The sequence below is a fragment of the Kitasatospora purpeofusca genome (assembly GCF_036010405.1).
GTDB lineage: Bacteria > Actinomycetota > Actinomycetes > Streptomycetales > Streptomycetaceae > Kitasatospora > Kitasatospora purpeofusca.
The window spans coordinates 4,392,243-4,410,935 of sequence record NZ_CP108561.1; the positions used below are offsets into that span (position 1 = coordinate 4,392,243).

The window sequence follows — 18,693 nt, forward strand, 5'->3', positions numbered from 1 at the left end:
GTCAGATTCCGATCTGGAAGCCGGCGAACTGGTTCTGCAGGTCACTCACCATGGCGTCCCAGACTCCGGTGACCAGCAGCAGACCGACCACGACGAGCATGCCGCCGCCGATCCGCATGACGAGCGGGTAGTGCCGCTTCACCCAGCCGAAGGCGCCCAGCGCCCGGCGGAAGGCCAGCGCGGCCACGATGAACGGTACGCCGAGACCGAGGCAGTAGAAGACCATCAGCAGCGCACCGCGCTGGGCGTCCGCCTGGTTGAGCGCGAGGTTGGTGACGGTGGCCAGGGTCGGCCCCATGCACGGGGTCCAGCCGACCCCGAAGACCACACCGAGCAGCGGCGCGCCGAGCAGCCCGACCACCGGGCGGCGGTGGGTGCGCACCTCGCGCATGCTCAGTCCCGGCACCAGCCCCATGAAGGCCAGGCCCATCACGATGGTGAGCGCCCCGAGCACCTTGCTGATGACCGCCTGGTGCTCCTTGAGCGTGTCGCCGAACTGGCCGAACAGCGCGCCGCTGGAGACGAAGACGGCGGTGAAGCCGAGGATGAACAGCCCCGCGCCGGCCAGCATCCGGCCGCGCCGGGCCCCGCGCGCGTCGGCGAGGTCGGCGGCCGAGAAGCCGGTCACGTAGGAGAGGTAGCCGGGGACGAGCGGCAGCACGCAGGGCGAGAAGAACGACACCAGGCCCGCCGCCAGCGCGATCGGCGCCGCGACCAGCAGCGCCCCGCTCTGGATGGTCCCGATGTTGTCGGCGAGCTGCAGCGTCCCGCTCACCGCTGCTGCTCCGCCAGCACCGGCTGGAGCATCGTCTCCAGGGCGTCGTCGGTCTGGCCGCCGACGGCCCGGGCGGCGAGCCGGCCGTCCCGGTCGACCACCAGGGTGGTCGGGATGGACTGCGGGTTGAGGCTGCCCTTGGGGAACTTGAGCAGCTGGGCGCCGGCCGGGTCGTAGATGCTGGGGAAGGTGACGCCCTTCTCCTGCTCGAAGCGGACGGCGTTCTTGATCTCGGTGTCCCGGGTGTTGATCCCGAGGAACTGCACGCCCTGGTCCCTGTACTTGTCCCAGATCCGCTGGAGGTCGTCGGCCTCCGAACGGCACGGGCCGCACCAGGAGCCCCAGACGTTCAGCACGACGACCTTGCCCCGGTAGTCGGAGAGCTTGGCCGGGGCGCCCTCCAGGGTGTCGCCGCCGATGTCCGGTGCCTCCTGGCGGTGGCCGACGGCGGCGGTGGAGATGTTGCTGCCCTTGGCGGTGACGAAACCGATCTGCCCGTCACCACTGGCCGAGGAACCGGAGGAGCTGCAGGCGGTGAGGACCAGCGCGGCAGCGGCGGCGGTGACCGCGGCGGCGGCGAGACGGGGACGGGGGCGCGTCATGCCAGACATGTGAAAAGTTTCGCATGGAGTCACGGGCAGGTACCGGGGGGTCCGGCATTGTCTGCCGAACCCCCTCTGACCTGCGGCGGGATCGATCCCCGGGGTGTCGCGGGAGTGTGACCCAGGTCTTACTCACACGGCTCTTACACCGATTCGGGAACCATGAACACCGTTCCGCTCGTCCGGTCCTCCTCGGCGTACCCGGAACCGGAAACTCCGGGTCGGCCCCTGTTCGACCCTCGGCGCCGACCGGCCCCGGAGCCGGCGTCAGGCGCCGAAGCTCTTGCCCACCGGCTTGCTCTTGCCGCCCTTGCCGACCAGATGGGCCGGCAGCAGGTCGCGGACCGGCTCGCGGTAGCCCACCGAGACGATCCGGTCGCCCTCGTAGGTGAAGCTGGTCAGCGAGGCCAGCGAGCACTGCCGGTTGCGCGGGTCGTGCCAGAGCCGGCGGCGCTCCACGAAGGAGCGGACGATCCAGATCGGCAGCTGGTGGCTGACGCAGACCGCCTCGTGCCCCCGCGCGGCGTCCCGGGCGGCGGCCAGCGCGCCCATCATCCGCACCGCCTGCTCCAGGTACGGCTCGCCCCAGGAGGGCTTGAACGGGTTGGTCAGGTACTTCCAGTAGGACGGGTTGCGCAGCGAGCCGTCGCCCACTCCGAAGGTCTTGCCCTCGAAGATGTTCTCCGCCTCGATCAGCCGCTCGTCCGACGCGAGGTCCAGGCCGTGCGACCGGGCGATCGGCGTGGCGGTCTCCTGGGCGCGCTCCAGCGGGGACGCCACCACGTGGGTGATGTCCCGCCCGGCCAGGTCCTCGGCGACCCGCTCGGCCATCTCCCGGCCCAGTTCGGACAGCCGGTAGCCCGGGAGGCGGCCGTAGAGGACGCCCTCCGGGTTGTGCACCTCACCGTGCCGCATCAGATGGACGACGGTGATGTCCTTGGCGCTCACTTCTCAGTACTCCTGGGACTCGTAAGGGCTGGGCGCCGGGCCCGGTGGCCCCGGCGGTGGCTCAGGCCGCGGCTTCGGCGGCGGCCCGGGCGGCGGCGGGCAGGGCGGCGGCGATCCGCTCGATCGCCCGCTCGTCGTGCGCCGAGGAGACGAACCAGGACTCGAAGGCGGACGGCGGCAGGTAGACGCCCTGCGACAGCATCGAGTGGAAGAACGCGGTGAAGCGGAAGGACTCCTGGGTCTTCGCCTCGTCGTAGTTCGTCACGGCGTCCTCGGTGAAGAACACCGAGAACATGTTCCCGGCGGTCTGCAGCCGGTGCGTCACGCCCTCCTTGGCGAGCGCGGCGGAGACCAGGCCGGAGACCTCGGCGGCGACCCGGTCGACGGCCGTGTAGACCTCGTCGGTGCAGCCCCGCAGCTGGGCCAGGCCGGCCGCGGTGGCGATCGGGTTCCCGGAGAGCGTGCCGGCCTGGTAGACCGGTCCGGCCGGGGCGAGGTGGGCCATCACGTCGGCGCGGCCGCCGAAGGCCGCCGCCGGGAAGCCGCCGCCCATGACCTTGCCGAAGGTCAGCAGGTCGGGCGCCCAGCCCTCGTGCTCCGCCTCCAGGCCGTACCAGCCCGCCTTCGACACGCGGAAGCCGGTCATCACCTCGTCGGAGACGAACAGCGCGCCGTTCTCCCGGCAGAGCCGGGCCAGGCCGCCGTTGAAGCCGGGCAGCGGCGGGACGACGCCCATGTTGCCGGGCGAGGCCTCGGTGATCACGCAGGCGATCTCGCCGGGGTGGGCCCGGAAGGCCGCCTCGACCGCGGCGAGGTCGTTGTACGGCAGCACGATGGTGTCGCCGGCCTGGGCGCCGGTGACGCCCGGGGTGTCCGGCAGCCCGAAGGTGGCGAGGCCGGAACCGGCGGCGGCCAGCAGCGCGTCCACGTGGCCGTGGTAGCAGCCGGCGAACTTCACGATCTTGGCCCGGCCGGTGAAGCCCCGGGCCAGCCGGATCGCCGACATGGTGGCCTCGGTGCCGGAGGAGACCAGCCGGACCTGCTCGACCGGGGCGACCCGGGCGACGATCTCCTCGGCCAGCTCGACCTCGCCCTGCCCGGGCGTGCCGAAGGAGGTGCCGCGGGAGACCGCGTCCCGCACCGCGTCCAGGACGGCGGGGTGCGCGTGGCCGAGGATCATCGGACCCCACGAGCAGACCAGGTCGACGTACTCACGGCCGTCGGCGTCGGTCAGGTAGGGGCCGGATCCGGACACCATGAAGCGCGGCGTACCGCCGACGGCGCGGAACGCGCGCACCGGGGAGTTGACGCCGCCGGGCGTGACGACCGAGGCACGATCGAAGAGCGACTGGGACTGGGGTGCTTCGTAGGGGTAGCTCACGGGAGACATGGTCTCAAATCGTGTCCTCCACCTCTGCATGTCGGACCTCATCATCTGGAACGATGATCCGGGCGCCCGAGTCTGTACGGTTATCCGTACAACAGGACCCCTGGCTGCGACGGCCACCCGGACCAGTCAGACTATGTACCCGGAGTGTCTCCGGGGTTCGTCCGGCCGCGAGGGTGGGCAGGAACCCCGGGTCGATGCAGGGGTGTGAAGAGGACTGCCGCGTACCGCGACTGGGTACGGCGGCGCATGACGGGTAAGGAGCACGTCCGGAGGACACCGGACGTGCGGGGGTCTGTCGATTCCGGCGAGTTCCGGTGAGGATGGTCCGAGTGTCCGAGGCGCAGGACGGCTACGACGAGGCCGCGGGTGGCCCCCGCCGGCCCGCCGAGACCGCACGCGGGGGTACGGGAGCGGGAACGGGGCGTGGCGGCCGTGGCCGTGAGAGGCGGGGTGAGGGACGCGTGGGGGTGACGTACAAGTACTTCGGCGCACCCGACCGGGCGACCGCGGCCCGGGTCCCGACCGCGCTGGGCCCCGGCGGGCTCGGCCTGGACGCGGGCGAGCTCGGCTCGCTCGGCCGGCTCGGCGATCTGATGGAGACCAGCGGCTCGCCCAACGGCCACCTCTCCACCAAGATCAAGCCGGAGACCATGAGCGCGATGGTCCTGACCGGCATCCAGGGCGTGCCGCTGCACCAGGTGCCCCCGCTGGAACTGGTCGTGCTGCACCCGGACTACGCCGTCGTCCAGCTCCCCCACAACGTCGTCGAACCGCTTCGGAAGGCCGACGAGACCGAACTCGGCGCCGCCGCCTTCATCTGGTCCACCGTCCCCGACCGCCGGGGCCCGCGCGACGCCTTCGTGATCTACAGCATGCTGCACGAGTGGCAGGACTTCGCCAACCGCCTGCACGACGCGGGCCACCAGCTGTACTGCCTGGTCTGGCCCTGACCTGCGGGGCCGCCCGCTTCTGAGCGCTCGTCAACGCGCTCCGGGGCGGGCGCCCGAAAGGTGCTGTCAGGCCGCCAGGGCACATCCAGGGCACACGGGCCCGGAAGTGCCCTGGCGGCGCTCCTGCTCGGCCGCACCGAGGAGGAAGTCGTCGGTGGCCGAGCGGGCGCGACCCTCGCTGCTCGGCATGAGGTGGGTGTAGGTCCGGAGCGTGAAGCCGGGGTCCGAGTGGCCGAGGTAGACCGCGAGGGCCTTGATGCTGGTACCGCCTTCGAGCTGGGCCGAGGCGTACGTGTGGCGGAGGGCGTGCATGCCGTCGTCGGGTGCCGCCTCGAAGTACTGCGAGCCGCTCGTGCGGGGAGGGATCACACCCGCGTGCACCAGGGCGCGCTTCCAGAGGCCCTGGTTGAAGACGCTCCGGTTGTGGGGCTTCCCCTTGGCGTCCACGAAGAGCAGCTCGCGGGTCTTCGGCTTGCCGTCGGGCTTGTGCCACGGCAGCGTCGCGGATGTCGGCCCGAACGCCGCAAGGTGGGCCCGCAGAGCCTTGGCCGTCGCCGGCGACAGCGGGACGGAGCGGATCTTGTCGCCCTTCGGCAGCGCGAACACCATCTTTGAGCCAACGAAGCGGATCTGTTGGTTCACGTGCAACCAGCCGCCCTCGAAGTCGATGTCATCCTCCGTCAACGCGAAGATCTCGCCCTGACGGAGGCCGCAGCCGACACCCACCGCGCCGCCAGCACGGAAGCTTTCGGGGAGCCCCTCCAGGACCGCCAGCACCCGCTCGCGGGTCCACGGGACGACGGGCTTCGGCGGGACCTTCGGCCACGACACGGAGGACGCCTTGCAGGGGTTGCGCCTCAGGATGCCCGAGTCGACGGCGGCATCGAAGATGCTGCTGAGCACGTCGCCGATGCCACCGATCGTGGAAGCCGCCAGCGGGACCTCCAGAAGCTCCCTGATCCACGCACGGACCGGCTCGGGATCGTTGAACACCCTCATCTCGTGGTGGCCGAGGCGTCCGACGATGTGGTTCCGGACCACGCCCTCGTAGCGGACCTCGGTCGTCGGGCCTGCGGTGTTGTTCCTGAACCACTTCTCGGCGTACGCGCCGAGGGTGATCCTGGTCGCCGCAGGGTCGATGTACGTACCGTCGTCCAGGGCCGCCTTGAGCTCGGCGACACGGCTGTCCGCCTTGGTCTTGAGCTCGAAGTCCTCCTTCTTCTGTGCGCCCTGGGGGTCTCGGTAGCGGACCTGCCAGCGCTTGCCCTTGCCGTGGTCGGCAGTGGGGTACTTGCCCTTGTGCTCGCGGCAGGGCTTGTCGGTCGGGCGGGGGTAGGTCTTGTGCCAGGTGTCGTAGACGGTCGCCATTCGGCTCCTTCGCGCTGGGGCATGAGGGGGCACGGCCTGTGGCCGGTGGTGGGGTTGAAGTGGTGGCGCGCGAACGGCGGCGCCGGTGAACCGCGAATGCGGAACGCTCGCGGAAGCGCCCCTCGGGGCGGGTGTTGGATGTTTATCGACCGCAGCCGGTTTGTCAAATGGGAGATTCCCGGAGAGGCGCTTGAGGGCCAATTCGTGCTCGAAGGTGCCGGATAGTCCCGAGCTCGCTGGCGCCCATGCGCGCTCACCGTCGCTCAAGGCCGAGCACAGCATCCACTCGCCGACACAACATGCCTGGACCTGGCAAGTTGCCCGATCAAGCCATCTCCGACAGGGCGATCGAGATCTTTTGGTGGATTTTCTCGAGTTCCTTGCCGGGGAGATATGGCGGGCCTTACGTTCGTTATCGCCGCCCAGCGAGGTCGCGACGCTTCGCTTCGCGCCGGGCGGGTCCGCCGACCGGCCTGGAGCCTTTTAGGTTCCGAGCCGGGTTGCGTGGAAACTTCTCTCCCCCGCGCAGAGCGACCCCTTTTCCAGGGGCCCCTCGGCGCGCCCTCACTCCCCTATCCCCTGCCTACCGGAGACCTCTTGCCCACGACCTCCCGTGCCACCACCCCCGATCGCCGCCCGCTGGCCACCGCAGAGGAGCTCGCCGCGTACCTCGGAGTCCCGCTCGGGACCGTGTACGCATGGCGGCACCGCGGCCAGGGCCCCGTGGCGATCAAGGTCGGCCGGCACCTGCGCTACCGCTGGACGGCGGTGGAAGCCTGGCTGGACGGCCAGAGCGCCGACCAGGCCGCCTGACCCAACCGCCGTTCACCGCATCCGTTCCCGTTACGCCCCCCGGCGCGCGGTGCCCCACCGCGCGCCCGATCTGGAGCCTCACCATCACCTCTCCGGCCCGCCCTCTCGCCACCGACGCCGCCGTGGAGATGCCGACCACGAACGGCGCCACGACGGACATCCTCCAGACCACCGGCGCGGCGCCGACCACGTCCGAGTCGCCGGGCGCCGCCCTGCTGGCCGAGTTGCATGACCACATCCGCCGGTACGCGGTCCTGCCCTCCGAGGAGGCGCTCGACGCGGTCGCACTGTGGGTCGCCGCGACGCACCTGCAGGCGGTGTGGCACCACGCGCCGCGCCTGGCGATCGTGGCCCCGACCCGGCGGTGCGGGAAGTCCCGCCTGCTCGACATCCTGGTCGAGACCGTCCACGACCCGCTGATCACGGTCAACACCAGCGCGGCGGCGATCTACCGCTCGCTCAGCGACCGGCCCAGGACCCTGTTGGTCGACGAGATCGACACCATCTTCGGCAACCCCCGCACGGCCGAGATGAACGAGGGCCTGCGCGGCCTGCTGAATGCCGGCCACCAGCGCAACCGGCCCGTCACCCGGTCGGTCGGCAACGACCACCATGCCCGCGAGTTCGACACCTTCGCCATGGCCGCCCTCGCGGGGATCGGCGACCTGCCCGACACGATCATGGATCGGTCGATCGTGATCCGCATGCGCCGTCGCGCCGACGGCGAGGTTGTCGCCCCGCTGCGGGACCGCCGCGACGGCGTCCTGCTGCGGGCGACCCGCGCCAAGCTCACCCTGTGGGCCTCCCTCGTGCGGGAGAAGGCCGAGGCCCTGCACCCGGACATGCCGGTCGAGGACCGCGCCGCCGACACCTGGGAACCGCTGGTGGCCGTTGCCGACCTCGCCGGCGGCTCGTGGCCGGACCGTGCCCGCCTGGCGTGCGTCCGGATGGTCGCGGCCGAGGAGGAGATCGAGGAGGACAGCTGCGGCGGCGCGCGGATCCTCGCCGACATCCGCCGGATCTACTTCACCCACGGCGACACGGACACCCTGCCCACCACGGCGATCCTCGCGGCGCTCAACGACGACCCCGAGGCGCCGTGGGCCGAGCACGGGCGCGGCGGCCTCACCGCCCGCGGGCTGGCCGGGCTGCTCAAGGACTACCGGATCTCCTCGGCCAACATCCGCCTGCCCGACGGCACCCAGCGCAAGGGCTACACCTTCAACAAGTTCGCCGACTCCTGGCGCCGCTACTGCCCCAGGATCCACCCGCTCCCCGAGCGCGCCCCGGCCGGCTGACCCCGGCCCCCGGGTGCGGTAGATGCCGTCGCCGACGTCCCATCCGCTCTCCCACACCCCCACCACCAGGACGGCAACCTCTCGGGACCCGTCCGCACGTCCTGCCGACCGCAAGGCGGGCGACCGGACCGGACCGATTCGGCGTTACCGGACCAGGACGGTAGCGGGACGGAGCGCCACCGCACACGGTCCGGGCACGACAACGGACTTCGGCGCGCGAGACGGACGGGACGGACCGCGGCACCCAACCAGGCCGGACCGGTCCGGAGTCCGCAGCGTGCGGTCCGGTCCGGTGTCCGGCGCCGGTCTGGATGCACGGTCCGGAGGCTGCCGGACCATCTCCCGCACTGGCCACGCCCATCGGACCGTCCGGTCCGGCCGGTCCGCCCGGTCGGCACGCATGGACCGGTCCAGCGGTCCGCTGGACCGGTCGGTCCGTCCGGGCCGCTGGACCGAAATCTGCCGACCGTCCGCTCGCGGACCGCGTCGGCGGACCGGACCGTTCGGACCGAAATCCGCTCACCGACCAAGTGGACCGGACCGGTGGACCGGACCGCTTGGTCCGCTCGGTCCGGTCCGACGGTCCGTTCAGGGACCGGACCGTCGGACCGACCGCCTCACGGTCCGGCCGTACTTCGCCTGTATGACCGATCCGTCCGAAGAACCAGGAGACACTCTGACCGATCGCCAGCACGACCCCGAGCACGCCGACCACCTCGATGCCGGTCTGGACGCGCTCCTCGGCTCGCCTACCCTCACCCGCGATCTGGGGCGGGCGTTCGGCCCGGATGCCCCTGGCGGAGCCAGTAGTACCCCGAGTCCGACTCGCGGCCGGACACGGGGAGGCTCCGCCCCGGGGGTGGCGGAGCGGTCCCGGCGCGAGGGCGCGCCGGGCCAGGGGTTCGAGGCCGAGGGCGGCCCCGAACCGGACGAACTCCACACCGTGCAGAACGCAATCCTCACCGACCGCCGCCGGCATGACAGCGCCGGCGAGGTCGGCGGAGCCGAGCCGCGCAACCGCCGGTTCGAGGGCGTCAAGCGCGAGGAGCGCGTCGGACCGCTGCGGTTCAGGCCCGACGAGCACGCCAGGTTGCAAGCGGCTGCCCTCGCCCATGGCTACAACGGCGTGTCCGGTTTCGCCGCGGACGTCGTCATGGCGTTCATCGACGGCCGGTTCTTCATCGACCTCCCCCTCTCCGAGGAGCGCCGGGTCACCCACCACTTCCGCTCGGTCTTCCTGCGCAGGCACGACCGGCTGGGCAACAACCTCAACCAGATCGCCCGCGCCGACAACGGCGGCTACGACCGGCCGGACCACAGCCCCCGGACCATCGACCAGCTGCTCCGCCTACAGACCGAGATCGCCCGTGCCTTCCGCCCACCCGCCACCCAGGAGACCCCGCCCCACCCGTGATCGCCGCCATCAAGGACCCCGGCTCCAACACCCGCGGCCTGCTCGCCTACCTCTACGGCCCCGGGCGCCACGACGAGCACCGCGACCCGCACATCGTCGCCGGCTTCGCGATGCTCGCCATGCCCGACCCCGGCCGCGAGGAGCAGGCGACCCTCACCCAGCTCGCCCGCTACCTCGACGAGCCCGTCGACCTGCGCAACAGTGAAGTCGGCCTCAAGCTCACCAACCACGTCTGGCACTGCCCCGTCCGCGCAGCACCCGAGGACCGCTACCTCTCCGACACCGAGTGGGCCGACATCGCCCACCGCATCGTGCAGGCAGCCGGCATCGCCCCCGACGGCGACGACCTCGCCTGCCGCTGGATCGCCGTACGCCACGCCGACGACCACATCCACATCGTCGCCACCACCGTCCGCGAGGACGGCTGCCGCCCCAAGCTCCACGGCAGCGGGCGACGCGCCGCCGACGCCTGCCGCCAGATCGAGAAGGACTACGGCCTGCGCCGCCTCCAGCCTGGCGACGGCACCGCCGCCAAACGCCCCACCCAGGCCGAGATGCACAAGGCCAAGCGCCTCGGCTGGAAGCAGACCAGCCGCGCCTGGCTCGAAGACCGCATCCGCGACGCCATCCCCCACGCCGCCGGCATCGAGGAGTTCCTCGCCTACCTCCAGGCCGACGGCATCGAGCTCAACATCCGCCGCCTTCCCTCCGGCGACCTGAAGGGCTACTCCGTCGCCCGGCCCGGCGACCTCAAGGCCGACGGCACACCCAACTACCTCTCCGGCAGCAAGATCGCCCCCGACCTCTCCCTGTCCAAACTCCAAGCACTCCTCACCACCAGCACCCCGGAGGAACACCCCACCGCCCGCCGCTACCGCCACAGCACCAGCTGGCAGCGCACCACCAACGCCCTCGACACCCTCCACCTCGCCGAAACCGACGGAGACACCGAGGCCGACGCCCTCGCGCAGGCCCAGATCACCGCCCTCGGCGACATCATCAACGCCACCACCCAGGCCGCACCACACGAGCTGCGCGCCGAACTACGAGCCGCCACCCGCGTGTACGCCCGCGCCCAGCGCTCCCAGGTGCGCGCCGACCACCAGGCCGCCGCCGACCTGCGACGGGCCGCCCGCGACATCCTCCACACTGCAGACGGACCCGGCGGCAGCGCCCTCGCCGCACTGATCGCCGCCCTCGTCTGGGCGGCAATCCTCGCCGGACGCTGGCACCGGGCCCGAGGCCACCACCAGCAGGCCCACGCCGCCCACCTCGCCGTCCAGCACCTCCAGGCCGCCTACGACCAGGCCGCCGCCGAACACCTCACCGCCCTTGTCCACCGCCAGCCCGCCCAGGAGACGATCAACGACCTCGCCCACGACCTGCGCGCCGCCGTCCCCGACCACGCCACACGCATCCTCACCGACCCCACGTGGCCCGCCCTCGCCACCGCCCTCGCCGACGCCGAAGCCGGCGGCCACCAGCCCCGCCAACTCCTCACCGAGGCAGCCGCCCGCCGCGAACTCGCCACAGCCCGCCAGCCCGCCAAGGTCCTCCTCGGCCGCATCCAGCACACCAGCCGCAACCCCAAGCCCAACCGCGCCGCCGACGCCGCCCGCCTCCGCACCACCAGGCTCACCACGCCCAGCCGCGATGCAGCCAAGCCCACTCCGCCGCTGTACCGGCCCGGCACTGACTCACACCGTCGCAAGCGCTGAGCTCCCCACCCCGGCAGGCCCGCACCGCCGGACCGCAGCCCCGGCCAGGGCGACGGCACCCGCTCTCGGGCCACGACCGGCCCAGCCGGACGCCTCCAGCCGGGCCGTGCGGAAACCGGTCGCCCGCCCACCGCCGGACAACGACCGCCCTTCCCCCGACAGCCCCCCTCCCACACCCATCCCGCTCCCCAAGGAGAAGTCTTGACCGCCCCCACCTTCGTCAGCCGCAACATCGTGAAGCTGCTGTTCGACGCCGACTTCGTGTACCGCGACGACACCGACACCTGGTCCCACCAGGACGGGCGCCCGTTCAGCGAGCCCGAGCAGGCCATCGCCGAAGCCGCCGGAGAGGAGGAGCTCGAAGCCCTCTTCGACGTCTACAAGCTCCTGCTCGAGCGCGACCTCGTCGAGCCGCTCGATGCCGTCCGCGTCCTCACCTACCGCTACTGGATCACGCTCTCCGACCGCACTGCCACGGGCACGGACCTCCTCGCCGCCATGACTGACCAGCACCGCGCCGAGTACCAGCGCCTCCTCGATGCCCTCACCCCCGCCCAGCGCATCGCCCTCATCAAGAGCTGACCAATCACCGCACCCCTGGCCGGGCCACCGCTCGGCCGGGGTGTCGGTTCGATGTCTTCTTCCGTGATCGGGAAGCATCCCAGCCCGCCAGATGTCGTGTGGTGCTTGCAAGCGACACGAAGGGCACCACATGACCAACCCCGCCGACGCCGACCATAACCCCCACCACCGCAACGCCACCCTCGCCGTCCCCCACCATGAACCCCTCAACCCCCGCGGCATCACCATCACCTGCGCCATGTGCAACGCCGCCCGCGACTGGCTCCTGATCCATGTCCAACCCGACCTGATCTTCGTGCGATGCCGCTGCGCCCACGAATGGCACGAGCACGACCTCGACGCCGCCGACGTCACCGCCACCCGAGGCGACAGCGGGGAGGAGCAGGAGTGGGCTTCCTTCGAGGAGATGTACCGCAGCCTCGGCTTCGACGGCCTCTTCCGGTACACCAACCTCCGCCGGTATAACGCGCGTCCCTGCTCCAGGAGGTTCCCGGATGGGACGTGAGAGCAGGGTTGTCCGTGGCACCAGGCAGGATGCCGGTGTCCAGCCAGACAGCCAGCCATCGTCAGCTGCTGCTGAATCCCGCCCAACCTCTCTCGGATGTGGTCTTTTCGTGGACGTCTCACTGATGGTATCCATTGATGCGTCCTCGGTAGCGATCACCTCCGGGGTAGGCAGGGGGGAACGTGTCGGATCGCATACCCGCGGAAGCCACGGAAGGCTTGCCGGCACCGACGCTGGTGTTGGCGGGCCCGGCGATGCACTTCCCTGCGATGCCCAGCCCCGAGCAGATCGTCTTCACCTACGACCCCGACCAGTTCGAGGTGTTCGTCAAAGAGTGGGTTCCTGCGCTGAACGAGGAGTACGTTCGGGTGTCCCGCCACGGAGGGACTGGGGACCATGGCATCGATGTAGCGGGATACCTCACCCCGCAGGGCCTGGAAGGCGACTGGCACAACTACCAGTGCAAGCGGTACAAGGGCCCGGTGAGCTGGAGCGTTGCTGCGGCCGAGATCCGCAAGATGTTCGCCGGCGCGGCCCTGGGGCACTTCATCACGCCAACGCAGTACATCTTCGTTGCCCCGCAGATCAGCCGCAGCCTGCGCCAGGACTTCGACCGACCCAGCGCAACCCGCACAAAGTTCTTGGACGAGCTGGCCAGAACCACCGATCCGATCATCACTCGGCTCACGCCCGAGGCAAGGCGGAAGGTCGATGACCTTGCCGCGGACACCGAGTTCTCGATCTTCAGCGCCATCGACTTGGGCACGATGATCGAGCAGCACAAGAAGACCCCACACTGGGTGACCCGGTTCCCTCCCGAGCGTCGGCAGCGGCCAGCAATCATGCAGCCGCCACCGGAACATGCAACCAAAGAGGCCCAGTACGTCCAGAAGCTGGTACAGGTCTATGCCGAGCGGTGGGGAGAACCTGCCAGCACGCTGGAGCAGGCCGCAGCCCACGGCGTCGCGGGCGCACACCTTCGCCGACAGCGGGAGGCGTTCTACAGCGCCGAGTCGCTGCGCCGCTTCGCTCGCGACGCCTACCCCGAAGGCCACTTTGAAGCAATCCTCGATGACATCGACGCGATCGTCGGGGACATCGCCGCCGGCCCCTTTAAGAGCGGCTGGGAGCGCATGGACAAGGTGATCACGGAAGCGGGGAGCGTCCAGCTGACCGAGACGGTTCTCACCTGCTATGTGAGACCTCTGGACCGTAAAGGGGTATGCCACCACCTGGCGAACGAAGACCGTCTCACCTGGTGCGAGGGAGGAGAAACGTGAACCCGCTCAACAGCCCTCTGGAGATTGGCGTGCGCGCCTTGGTGCTGCTGGCAGAGAGTCACCCCGAGCCATTGGACCTGGCACAGCTCGCACTACTTGATCACGCGGTTCTTCACAGCGGTGAGCTCGAGGGCGGGCCGCCCAGCCTGCACCCCGGACTTCCTGCGCGCATGGGCGAGCTAGGGATGAAGCGTGTAGTGCTTGAGCAAGCCTTGCTGGTGCTAATCCGCGCTGGCCTTGCGGGCGTGGAACCCGACAGCAGCGGCCTGGTCTATCGGGCGACGGATCGCGGTCCAGCGTTCGTGGACGTCCTTGAGGCCCCGTACGTCGAGCACTTGCGTGAGCGTGCTGCCTGGGCCATACACCAATGGGCGCCTGGCATTGACGTTCGGACCGCAACCCACGCGTTGGTAAGCGCACCCGCTCAGACCGTTCTTCCGACCGAGGGGATGCTGTGACCGGCCTCCAACTCGTCCACCTGACCTACGCCGGTTCGGGTCGGCCACTAGCTCAGATCCTCTTCGGCCCGGAGCTGACCGTGATCTACGGGGCCTCCGACACCGGCAAGTCCTTCATTGTTGAGTCGATCGAGTACATGCTCGGCGGCGCCGACCTGACGATGGTGCCCGAGGCGCACGGCTACTCGCAGATCATTCTCGGGCTGCTCCTGCCTGACGGCAGCCCGTTGACGCTAGTTCGGCGGCCTGAGACCAACAGCATCCACCTGCACTCCGCAGATCTGCGCGACCTGGTGACCCAGACTCCGCAGGCGACTGTCACAGCCGTCCACAATGCCCGCTCCAAGAACAGCCTGTCCCTACGCCTGATGCGTGCTCTTGGCCTGGAGCAGGTCCTGATCCGCAAGAACGAGGCCGGCGGAACCCGACAACTCACGCTGACCGACCTCGTGCACCTTTCCTTGGTTACCGAGAGCCGCATGATCGCCTCGCGGTCGCCCGTTCTGCGGACCGGGGCGCCGACCACTCGCACGGCTGAGACCTCGGTGATGCGGTTCCTGCTGACCGGGGAAAGCGACCCGTCACTAGAAACCGGGCCCAACGCCGGTCAGCGTCGCGTGCACCGCGGCAAGATCCAACTCCTTGACCGGCTCGTCTTGGACCTGTCGGCCAAGCTAGCCACTGAGCAGGATGTCCGCACTCTCCGTGGTCGGCATGACCGGATCCGCATGTCGATCGAGGAGAACTCTCGGTCCCTGCAAGAGGCCGATGACGACCACCGGAGAGCTGTTCAGGACCGCATGATCAGTGCCCGCGAGCTCGCTGTCGTCAACGAACGGCTCGACGAGGTCAGCGACCTGCTCGGTCGGTTCCGCCTGCTGGAGGCACAGTACCGCTCCGACCTGGACCGCCTGGCCATGGTCAATGAAGCGGGAAGCATCTTGGGCTACTTCCGTGTCGGCACCTGCGTGTTCTGCGGCGCCGAACCCGAGCACCAGCATCCTGGCCACAACCAAGAGGAAACCACCCAACTCCACGCGGCCGTCCACGCCGAAGCGGCCAAGACCACCGCACTGCTGAGTGACCTGCTACCCACGATCTCGGACCTCACCGATGAACAGGTGATGCTCTCCCAACGCCGCCGGAACGTGCAGGAGGTCCTGCAGCTCCGGGACAGTGTCATCGCCGACGCAGAGGCTCGGCTGGTACCCACGCGCGCAGCCCTGGATGAACTTCTTGATGAGCGTTCAAAGGTGGAGCGAGAGCTGGAGCTGCACGAACGTATCGAGGAACTAGAAGATCGGCGCTCCCAGCTGGACGGAGAAAGCGCCACCTCGACCACACGCCCCGCCCAGTACATTCCGGGCCGGATCCTGGCGGCTTTCGAGACCATCCTGCAGCAGACCCTGGACACCTGGCGCGTCCCAGCGGTCGATCGCGCCGAGTACGACCAGTACAACGTCGAAGTCCGAGCCGGCGGCCGCTCCCGCGCCGGACGAGGCAAGGGCGTCCGATCCGTCCTGCACTCGGCCTTCACCACCGCTTTGGCCCGCTACTGCATCGATCAGGACCTCCACCACCTCGGCTTCGTCGTCCTGGATTCGCCTGTTGTCACCTATCGAGACCCAGTGAAGGCCAGCGCCGACCCCGACCCCGATGTTCCCGACGTGCTGATCAACTCCACTGTCGTCGAACGCTTCTACAAGGACATGCTGACCTTTCCGGGGCAGGCGATCATCGTGGAGAACGGAGATCCGCCGGTCCAGGTTCTCTCCGAGGCCACCACCTATACCTTCACAGCAGATACCGACGGTCGCCCCGGCTTCTTCCCGCAGTTCCTCCGGTGAGGGCCCACTCGACGGCATCATCCGATGTCAACGCACCCATCATGAGTCACACCTAACACCCCAAATGGACATCCACCTCTAGCATCTGGGAGATCGATACGCGACTGGTGGCGACCGACTGAAGTGTGATCGTGATCGCTCGCCGATCGTGTCGATCTTCGAACGGTACGTGTGCTACGTTCCGTGATCCAACCGAAAATAGGCGACCCCGGCAGCGCGCCAACGCTCCGGGGTCCGGCAACAGGAGCTCTAACTCCCGATGCGTGTCCATCGTAGCGCCCATGTGCGCAACTTCACCGTGCTGCCCAACGCCATGCTGCAGTACCGGCAGCTGTCCTACACCGCCCGCGGCCTGCTCGCGGACCTCCTCTCCCGCCCGGACGGCTGGCGCGAGGACGGCCGGCACATGGCCGACACCAGCCCCCAGGGCCGAGGCGCGATCCGCAAGGCCCTGAAGGAGCTGACCGACGCCGGTTTCTACCGGGTTGAGAAGATCCGTATGCCGGACGGCACGATCATCACCGAGACCCACGTCTACGACACCGCGCAGCTTGCGCTGCCGGGTGCCACCCGTCCAGTCTCCGGTGAAGCGACCACCGGCGGTGCTGACGCCCTTGTAAAGAACCGGCACAAAGGAACCTCCCTCCCCGCTGAGCAGGCCGTCGAGCCGGTTCTCGCCGACGAGCCGCAGGCGAGGACGGGAGGGCGGGAGGAACACCCCGAGGAAGAGGCCGACGAGCAGCCCGTGCTGGTCCCGGACGACCAGGTCCGCGAGGCGGTCGCCGCGCTGTTCCGGGTGATCCGCCCCGAGCCACGCCTGCGGCTCGGCCAGAGCGAAGCCGAGGAACTCGCACCTCTCGTCGCGCAGTGGCTGGAGCGCGGTGCGACCCAAGCCGACCTCGCCCAGACCCTGCTGCCGGGCCTGCCCGCCCCGATGCACTCGGCGGTCTCGGTGCTCCGCTACCGCCTGGAGCGCAAGATGCCGCCCGTCCAGTCCGCTGTGCGGCCCGCGGCGGCCCGGTACAGCGAGTGCGCCAAGTGCCACGACCCTGTGCCCCAGCCGGGCATCTGCCGGGCGTGCGCGGGCCTCGGTGCGCGAACGGTCGGCGTCGGCGGGGGCGAGGCCGCCACCCGCAGCGGCGCGGCCCGCGCCAGGGACGCCCTGCGCGCCGCCAGGACTGCTGGCCTGCACCTGGGCAGCCTGGCGGCAGCCCAGTAGTGCGGCCCCAGTACCACTGAGCCGACAGCCGTCAGGCCGCCATGGCCGGCAGCGCGTGCAGGCGCTCGCGGAACTCGGCGACGGCGGGCTCGGCAGCGTGCGGCTTGAGGTAGCCGTCGAACTTGGTGAGGCGGCTGACCGCGCGGACCGAGTGGACCTTGGTTTCGAGGAGGCCGAGGCCGCGGTTGGCGGCGTCGAGGGCGCCGTCGAGGTCCTTGCCGGCGAGGCGGGCCGTGGCGAGGCGGCCGGCGCGGACAGCCTGGTCGCGGGGGACGGCGTGGTCGATGGAGGAGGCGAGAGCGCTGGTGGCGCGTTCGACCTGGCCGGCGCGGAGCATGATCTTGCCCTCGGTGGAGCTGAGCTGGGCGCCCCCGTACCAGGAGAGCCAGGTCGGGAGCTGGTCGCCGCCGCTCCTGGACCAGAGGTCGTGGGCGCGGTTGAGGGCGGAGCCGGCCTTCTGGTGCTGGCCGTCGCGGGAGAGGCTCTCGGCGTGGTGGAGTTCGAGGTAGCTGCGGACGCCGGGCTGCATCGTCGAGGGGGTGTTGGCGAGCGCGGTCTCGACCTGGGCGACGCGCTCGGCGGGGTTGCCGGCGTCGGAGAGGTGGACGCCCATCTCGGCGAGGAGGAAGGCGCCGAGGGCGTCGTCGCCGACGGTCTTCGCGGCGCGGAGGGCGCCGAGGTAGTGCTGTTGGCCGGCTGAGCGCAGGCCGCTGTCGTAGGCCATCCAGCCAGCGATGTAGTTGACCTGGGCGGCCAGCCCGTACAGGCGGGCCTCGACAGCTTCGGTGTGACGGCCCTGCTTGAGCAGGGTGGTGATGATCGCGAGGTCGCCGCGGGCCTGCTCGATGAGGCGGGCGCCGCCCATCTGGGCATCCAGCGTCTGGAGGGTAGCGACACGGGCTTCGAGGGTGTCGACCATGGAGTCGGTCACCTGGTCGCCGTTCAGGGCGGAGGCGAAGGCGGGCGAGGCCGAGGCCCAGCTCGCGGCGACGGTGGCCATGGCGGCCCCGGTGATGGTGAGAAAGCCACGCCGATCCATACGACCACTCCTGACCAGTTCCACCAGTACGTCCACGGTACCGGCCTTCGTCCACGGCGCCGTGACGCCGGTCACCTCCCACACAGGAAGCCATCCCGGCCACGGATTGGCAACCAGGGTACGGGGATTGACGCCCAGGAGGTCGGCCAGCACGTACTGCGCGTCCGGCTCCGGCTCCTGGCCCTGCTCCCACTTCCAGACCAAGGTCCGGTTGGTCGCCAGATGGATCTTCAGCGCGGCGCCGCGGTCCCGCATCATGCCCGCGAACTGGTTCTTTCCCCACCGGCGCGACTGCAGCAGGTAGGTGAGCGGGTGGACCGCCAGCGTGCCTTCGATCATCTCAACCCCCGGCTTTTCAGGCCCTGTTGGTGAGCGTACTGCTACCCGCCACAGCCGGGGCGCTCTCGGAGAGAAACCCCCTGGAAACGTTCCGTTACGCTCCGTCCGGCCGTGACGCTGGACCGGCCGTCGTCCGAGGAGAGCGGAG

Annotated in this window: 17 protein-coding genes; 11 read left to right on the plus strand and 6 right to left on the minus strand. The window is 70.1% G+C overall.

Annotated elements, in window-relative coordinates; all coding sequences use genetic code 11:
• Position 1: 1 nt before the first annotated feature.
• The 4 genes from OG715_RS19365 to hemL all read right to left on the minus strand — a co-directional run bounded on the left by OG715_RS19365 (position 2) and on the right by hemL (position 3,715).
• Complete coding sequence (locus tag OG715_RS19365; RefSeq protein ID WP_037779811.1) at positions 2–775, minus strand: cytochrome c biogenesis CcdA family protein; 774 nt, start codon at positions 773–775, stop codon at positions 2–4.
• Positions 772–1,377, minus strand: coding sequence for a TlpA family protein disulfide reductase (locus OG715_RS19370; RefSeq protein ID WP_323182140.1), 606 nt, complete (start codon positions 1,375–1,377; stop codon positions 772–774). The genes OG715_RS19365 and OG715_RS19370 overlap by 4 nt, the downstream gene beginning before the upstream one ends.
• A gap of 267 nt (positions 1,378–1,644) precedes the next feature.
• Positions 1,645–2,292, minus strand: a complete 648-nt coding sequence (locus tag OG715_RS19375) for a histidine phosphatase family protein (protein ID WP_045937916.1) — start codon at positions 2,290–2,292, stop codon at positions 1,645–1,647.
• 94 nt (positions 2,293–2,386) lie between these two features.
• Complete coding sequence (hemL, locus tag OG715_RS19380) at positions 2,387–3,715, minus strand: glutamate-1-semialdehyde 2,1-aminomutase (protein ID WP_266270045.1); 1,329 nt, start codon at positions 3,713–3,715, stop codon at positions 2,387–2,389.
• Between the two features lie 467 nt (positions 3,716–4,182).
• On the opposite strand from hemL, the gene OG715_RS19385 reads away from it, so the two are divergent.
• Positions 4,183–4,665, plus strand: coding sequence for a hypothetical protein (locus OG715_RS19385; RefSeq protein ID WP_078879960.1), 483 nt, complete (start codon positions 4,183–4,185; stop codon positions 4,663–4,665).
• 66 nt (positions 4,666–4,731) lie between these two features.
• Here OG715_RS19385 and OG715_RS19390 read toward each other — a convergent pair whose 3' ends face one another.
• The gene (locus OG715_RS19390) at positions 4,732–6,033 is read right to left on the minus strand and encodes a tyrosine-type recombinase/integrase (RefSeq protein ID WP_266270046.1); all 1,302 of its coding nucleotides are present in this window, start codon (positions 6,031–6,033) and stop codon (positions 4,732–4,734) included.
• Between the two features lie 597 nt (positions 6,034–6,630).
• Between OG715_RS19390 and OG715_RS19395 the strand changes: the two genes are divergently transcribed.
• The 10 genes from OG715_RS19395 (at position 6,631) to OG715_RS19440 (ending at position 17,167) form a co-directional block, all read left to right on the plus strand.
• Positions 6,631–6,846 carry a helix-turn-helix domain-containing protein gene (locus OG715_RS19395; protein WP_266270047.1) on the plus strand — a complete coding sequence of 72 codons (216 nt, stop codon included), beginning with the start codon at positions 6,631–6,633 and terminating at the stop codon, positions 6,844–6,846.
• 128 nt (positions 6,847–6,974) lie between these two features.
• The gene (locus tag OG715_RS19400; protein ID WP_266270048.1) at positions 6,975–8,144 is read left to right on the plus strand and encodes a DUF3631 domain-containing protein; all 1,170 of its coding nucleotides are present in this window, start codon (positions 6,975–6,977) and stop codon (positions 8,142–8,144) included.
• Between the two features lie 859 nt (positions 8,145–9,003).
• Complete coding sequence (locus OG715_RS19405; protein ID WP_266270049.1) at positions 9,004–9,558, plus strand: MobC domain-containing protein; 555 nt, start codon at positions 9,004–9,006, stop codon at positions 9,556–9,558.
• Complete coding sequence (locus OG715_RS19410; RefSeq protein WP_266270051.1) at positions 9,555–11,276, plus strand: relaxase/mobilization nuclease domain-containing protein; 1,722 nt, start codon at positions 9,555–9,557, stop codon at positions 11,274–11,276. The genes OG715_RS19405 and OG715_RS19410 overlap by 4 nt, the downstream gene beginning before the upstream one ends.
• A gap of 201 nt (positions 11,277–11,477) precedes the next feature.
• Complete coding sequence (locus tag OG715_RS19415; protein ID WP_266270052.1) at positions 11,478–11,858, plus strand: hypothetical protein; 381 nt, start codon at positions 11,478–11,480, stop codon at positions 11,856–11,858.
• A gap of 130 nt (positions 11,859–11,988) precedes the next feature.
• Positions 11,989–12,363 carry a hypothetical protein gene (locus OG715_RS19420; protein WP_266270054.1) on the plus strand — a complete coding sequence of 125 codons (375 nt, stop codon included), beginning with the start codon at positions 11,989–11,991 and terminating at the stop codon, positions 12,361–12,363.
• Between the two features lie 182 nt (positions 12,364–12,545).
• A complete protein-coding gene (locus OG715_RS19425) occupies positions 12,546–13,643 on the plus strand; it encodes an ABC-three component system protein (protein ID WP_266270055.1) in 1,098 nt (365 codons plus the stop codon).
• Positions 13,640–14,101, plus strand: a complete 462-nt coding sequence (locus OG715_RS19430; RefSeq protein WP_266270056.1) for an ABC-three component system middle component 2 — start codon at positions 13,640–13,642, stop codon at positions 14,099–14,101. The genes OG715_RS19425 and OG715_RS19430 overlap by 4 nt, the downstream gene beginning before the upstream one ends.
• Positions 14,098–15,948: a hypothetical protein gene (locus OG715_RS19435; protein ID WP_266270057.1), complete on the plus strand. Its 1,851-nt coding sequence runs from the start codon at positions 14,098–14,100 to the stop codon at positions 15,946–15,948. Before OG715_RS19430 ends, OG715_RS19435 begins: the two co-directional genes overlap by 4 nt.
• A 259-nt stretch (positions 15,949–16,207) precedes the next feature.
• Entirely contained in the window at positions 16,208–17,167 is a 960-nt protein-coding gene (locus OG715_RS19440) for a hypothetical protein (protein WP_266270058.1), read from the plus strand.
• Positions 17,168–17,198: 31 nt separating this feature from the next.
• On the opposite strand, the gene OG715_RS19445 is transcribed toward OG715_RS19440, so the two are convergent.
• Positions 17,199–18,545 carry a transcriptional regulator gene (locus tag OG715_RS19445; RefSeq protein ID WP_266270059.1) on the minus strand — a complete coding sequence of 449 codons (1,347 nt, stop codon included), beginning with the start codon at positions 18,543–18,545 and terminating at the stop codon, positions 17,199–17,201.
• Positions 18,546–18,693 lie beyond the last annotated feature (148 nt).

Coding starts and splice junctions, on each gene's coding strand:
- OG715_RS19445 (WP_266270059.1), bottom strand. CDS start 18,545: ATGATCGAAGGCACGCTGGCGGTCCACCCGCTCACCTACCTGCTGCAG.
- OG715_RS19420 (WP_266270054.1), top strand. CDS start 11,989: ATGACCAACCCCGCCGACGCCGACCATAACCCCCACCACCGCAACGCC.
- OG715_RS19370 (WP_323182140.1), bottom strand. CDS start 1,377: ATGACGCGCCCCCGTCCCCGTCTCGCCGCCGCCGCGGTCACCGCCGCC.
- OG715_RS19390 (WP_266270046.1), bottom strand. CDS start 6,033: ATGGCGACCGTCTACGACACCTGGCACAAGACCTACCCCCGCCCGACC.
- OG715_RS19440 (WP_266270058.1), top strand. CDS start 16,208: ATGCGTGTCCATCGTAGCGCCCATGTGCGCAACTTCACCGTGCTGCCC.
- OG715_RS19375 (WP_045937916.1), bottom strand. CDS start 2,292: ATGCGGCACGGTGAGGTGCACAACCCGGAGGGCGTCCTCTACGGCCGC.
- hemL (WP_266270045.1), bottom strand. CDS start 3,715: ATGTCTCCCGTGAGCTACCCCTACGAAGCACCCCAGTCCCAGTCGCTC.
- OG715_RS19400 (WP_266270048.1), top strand. CDS start 6,975: ATGCCGACCACGAACGGCGCCACGACGGACATCCTCCAGACCACCGGC.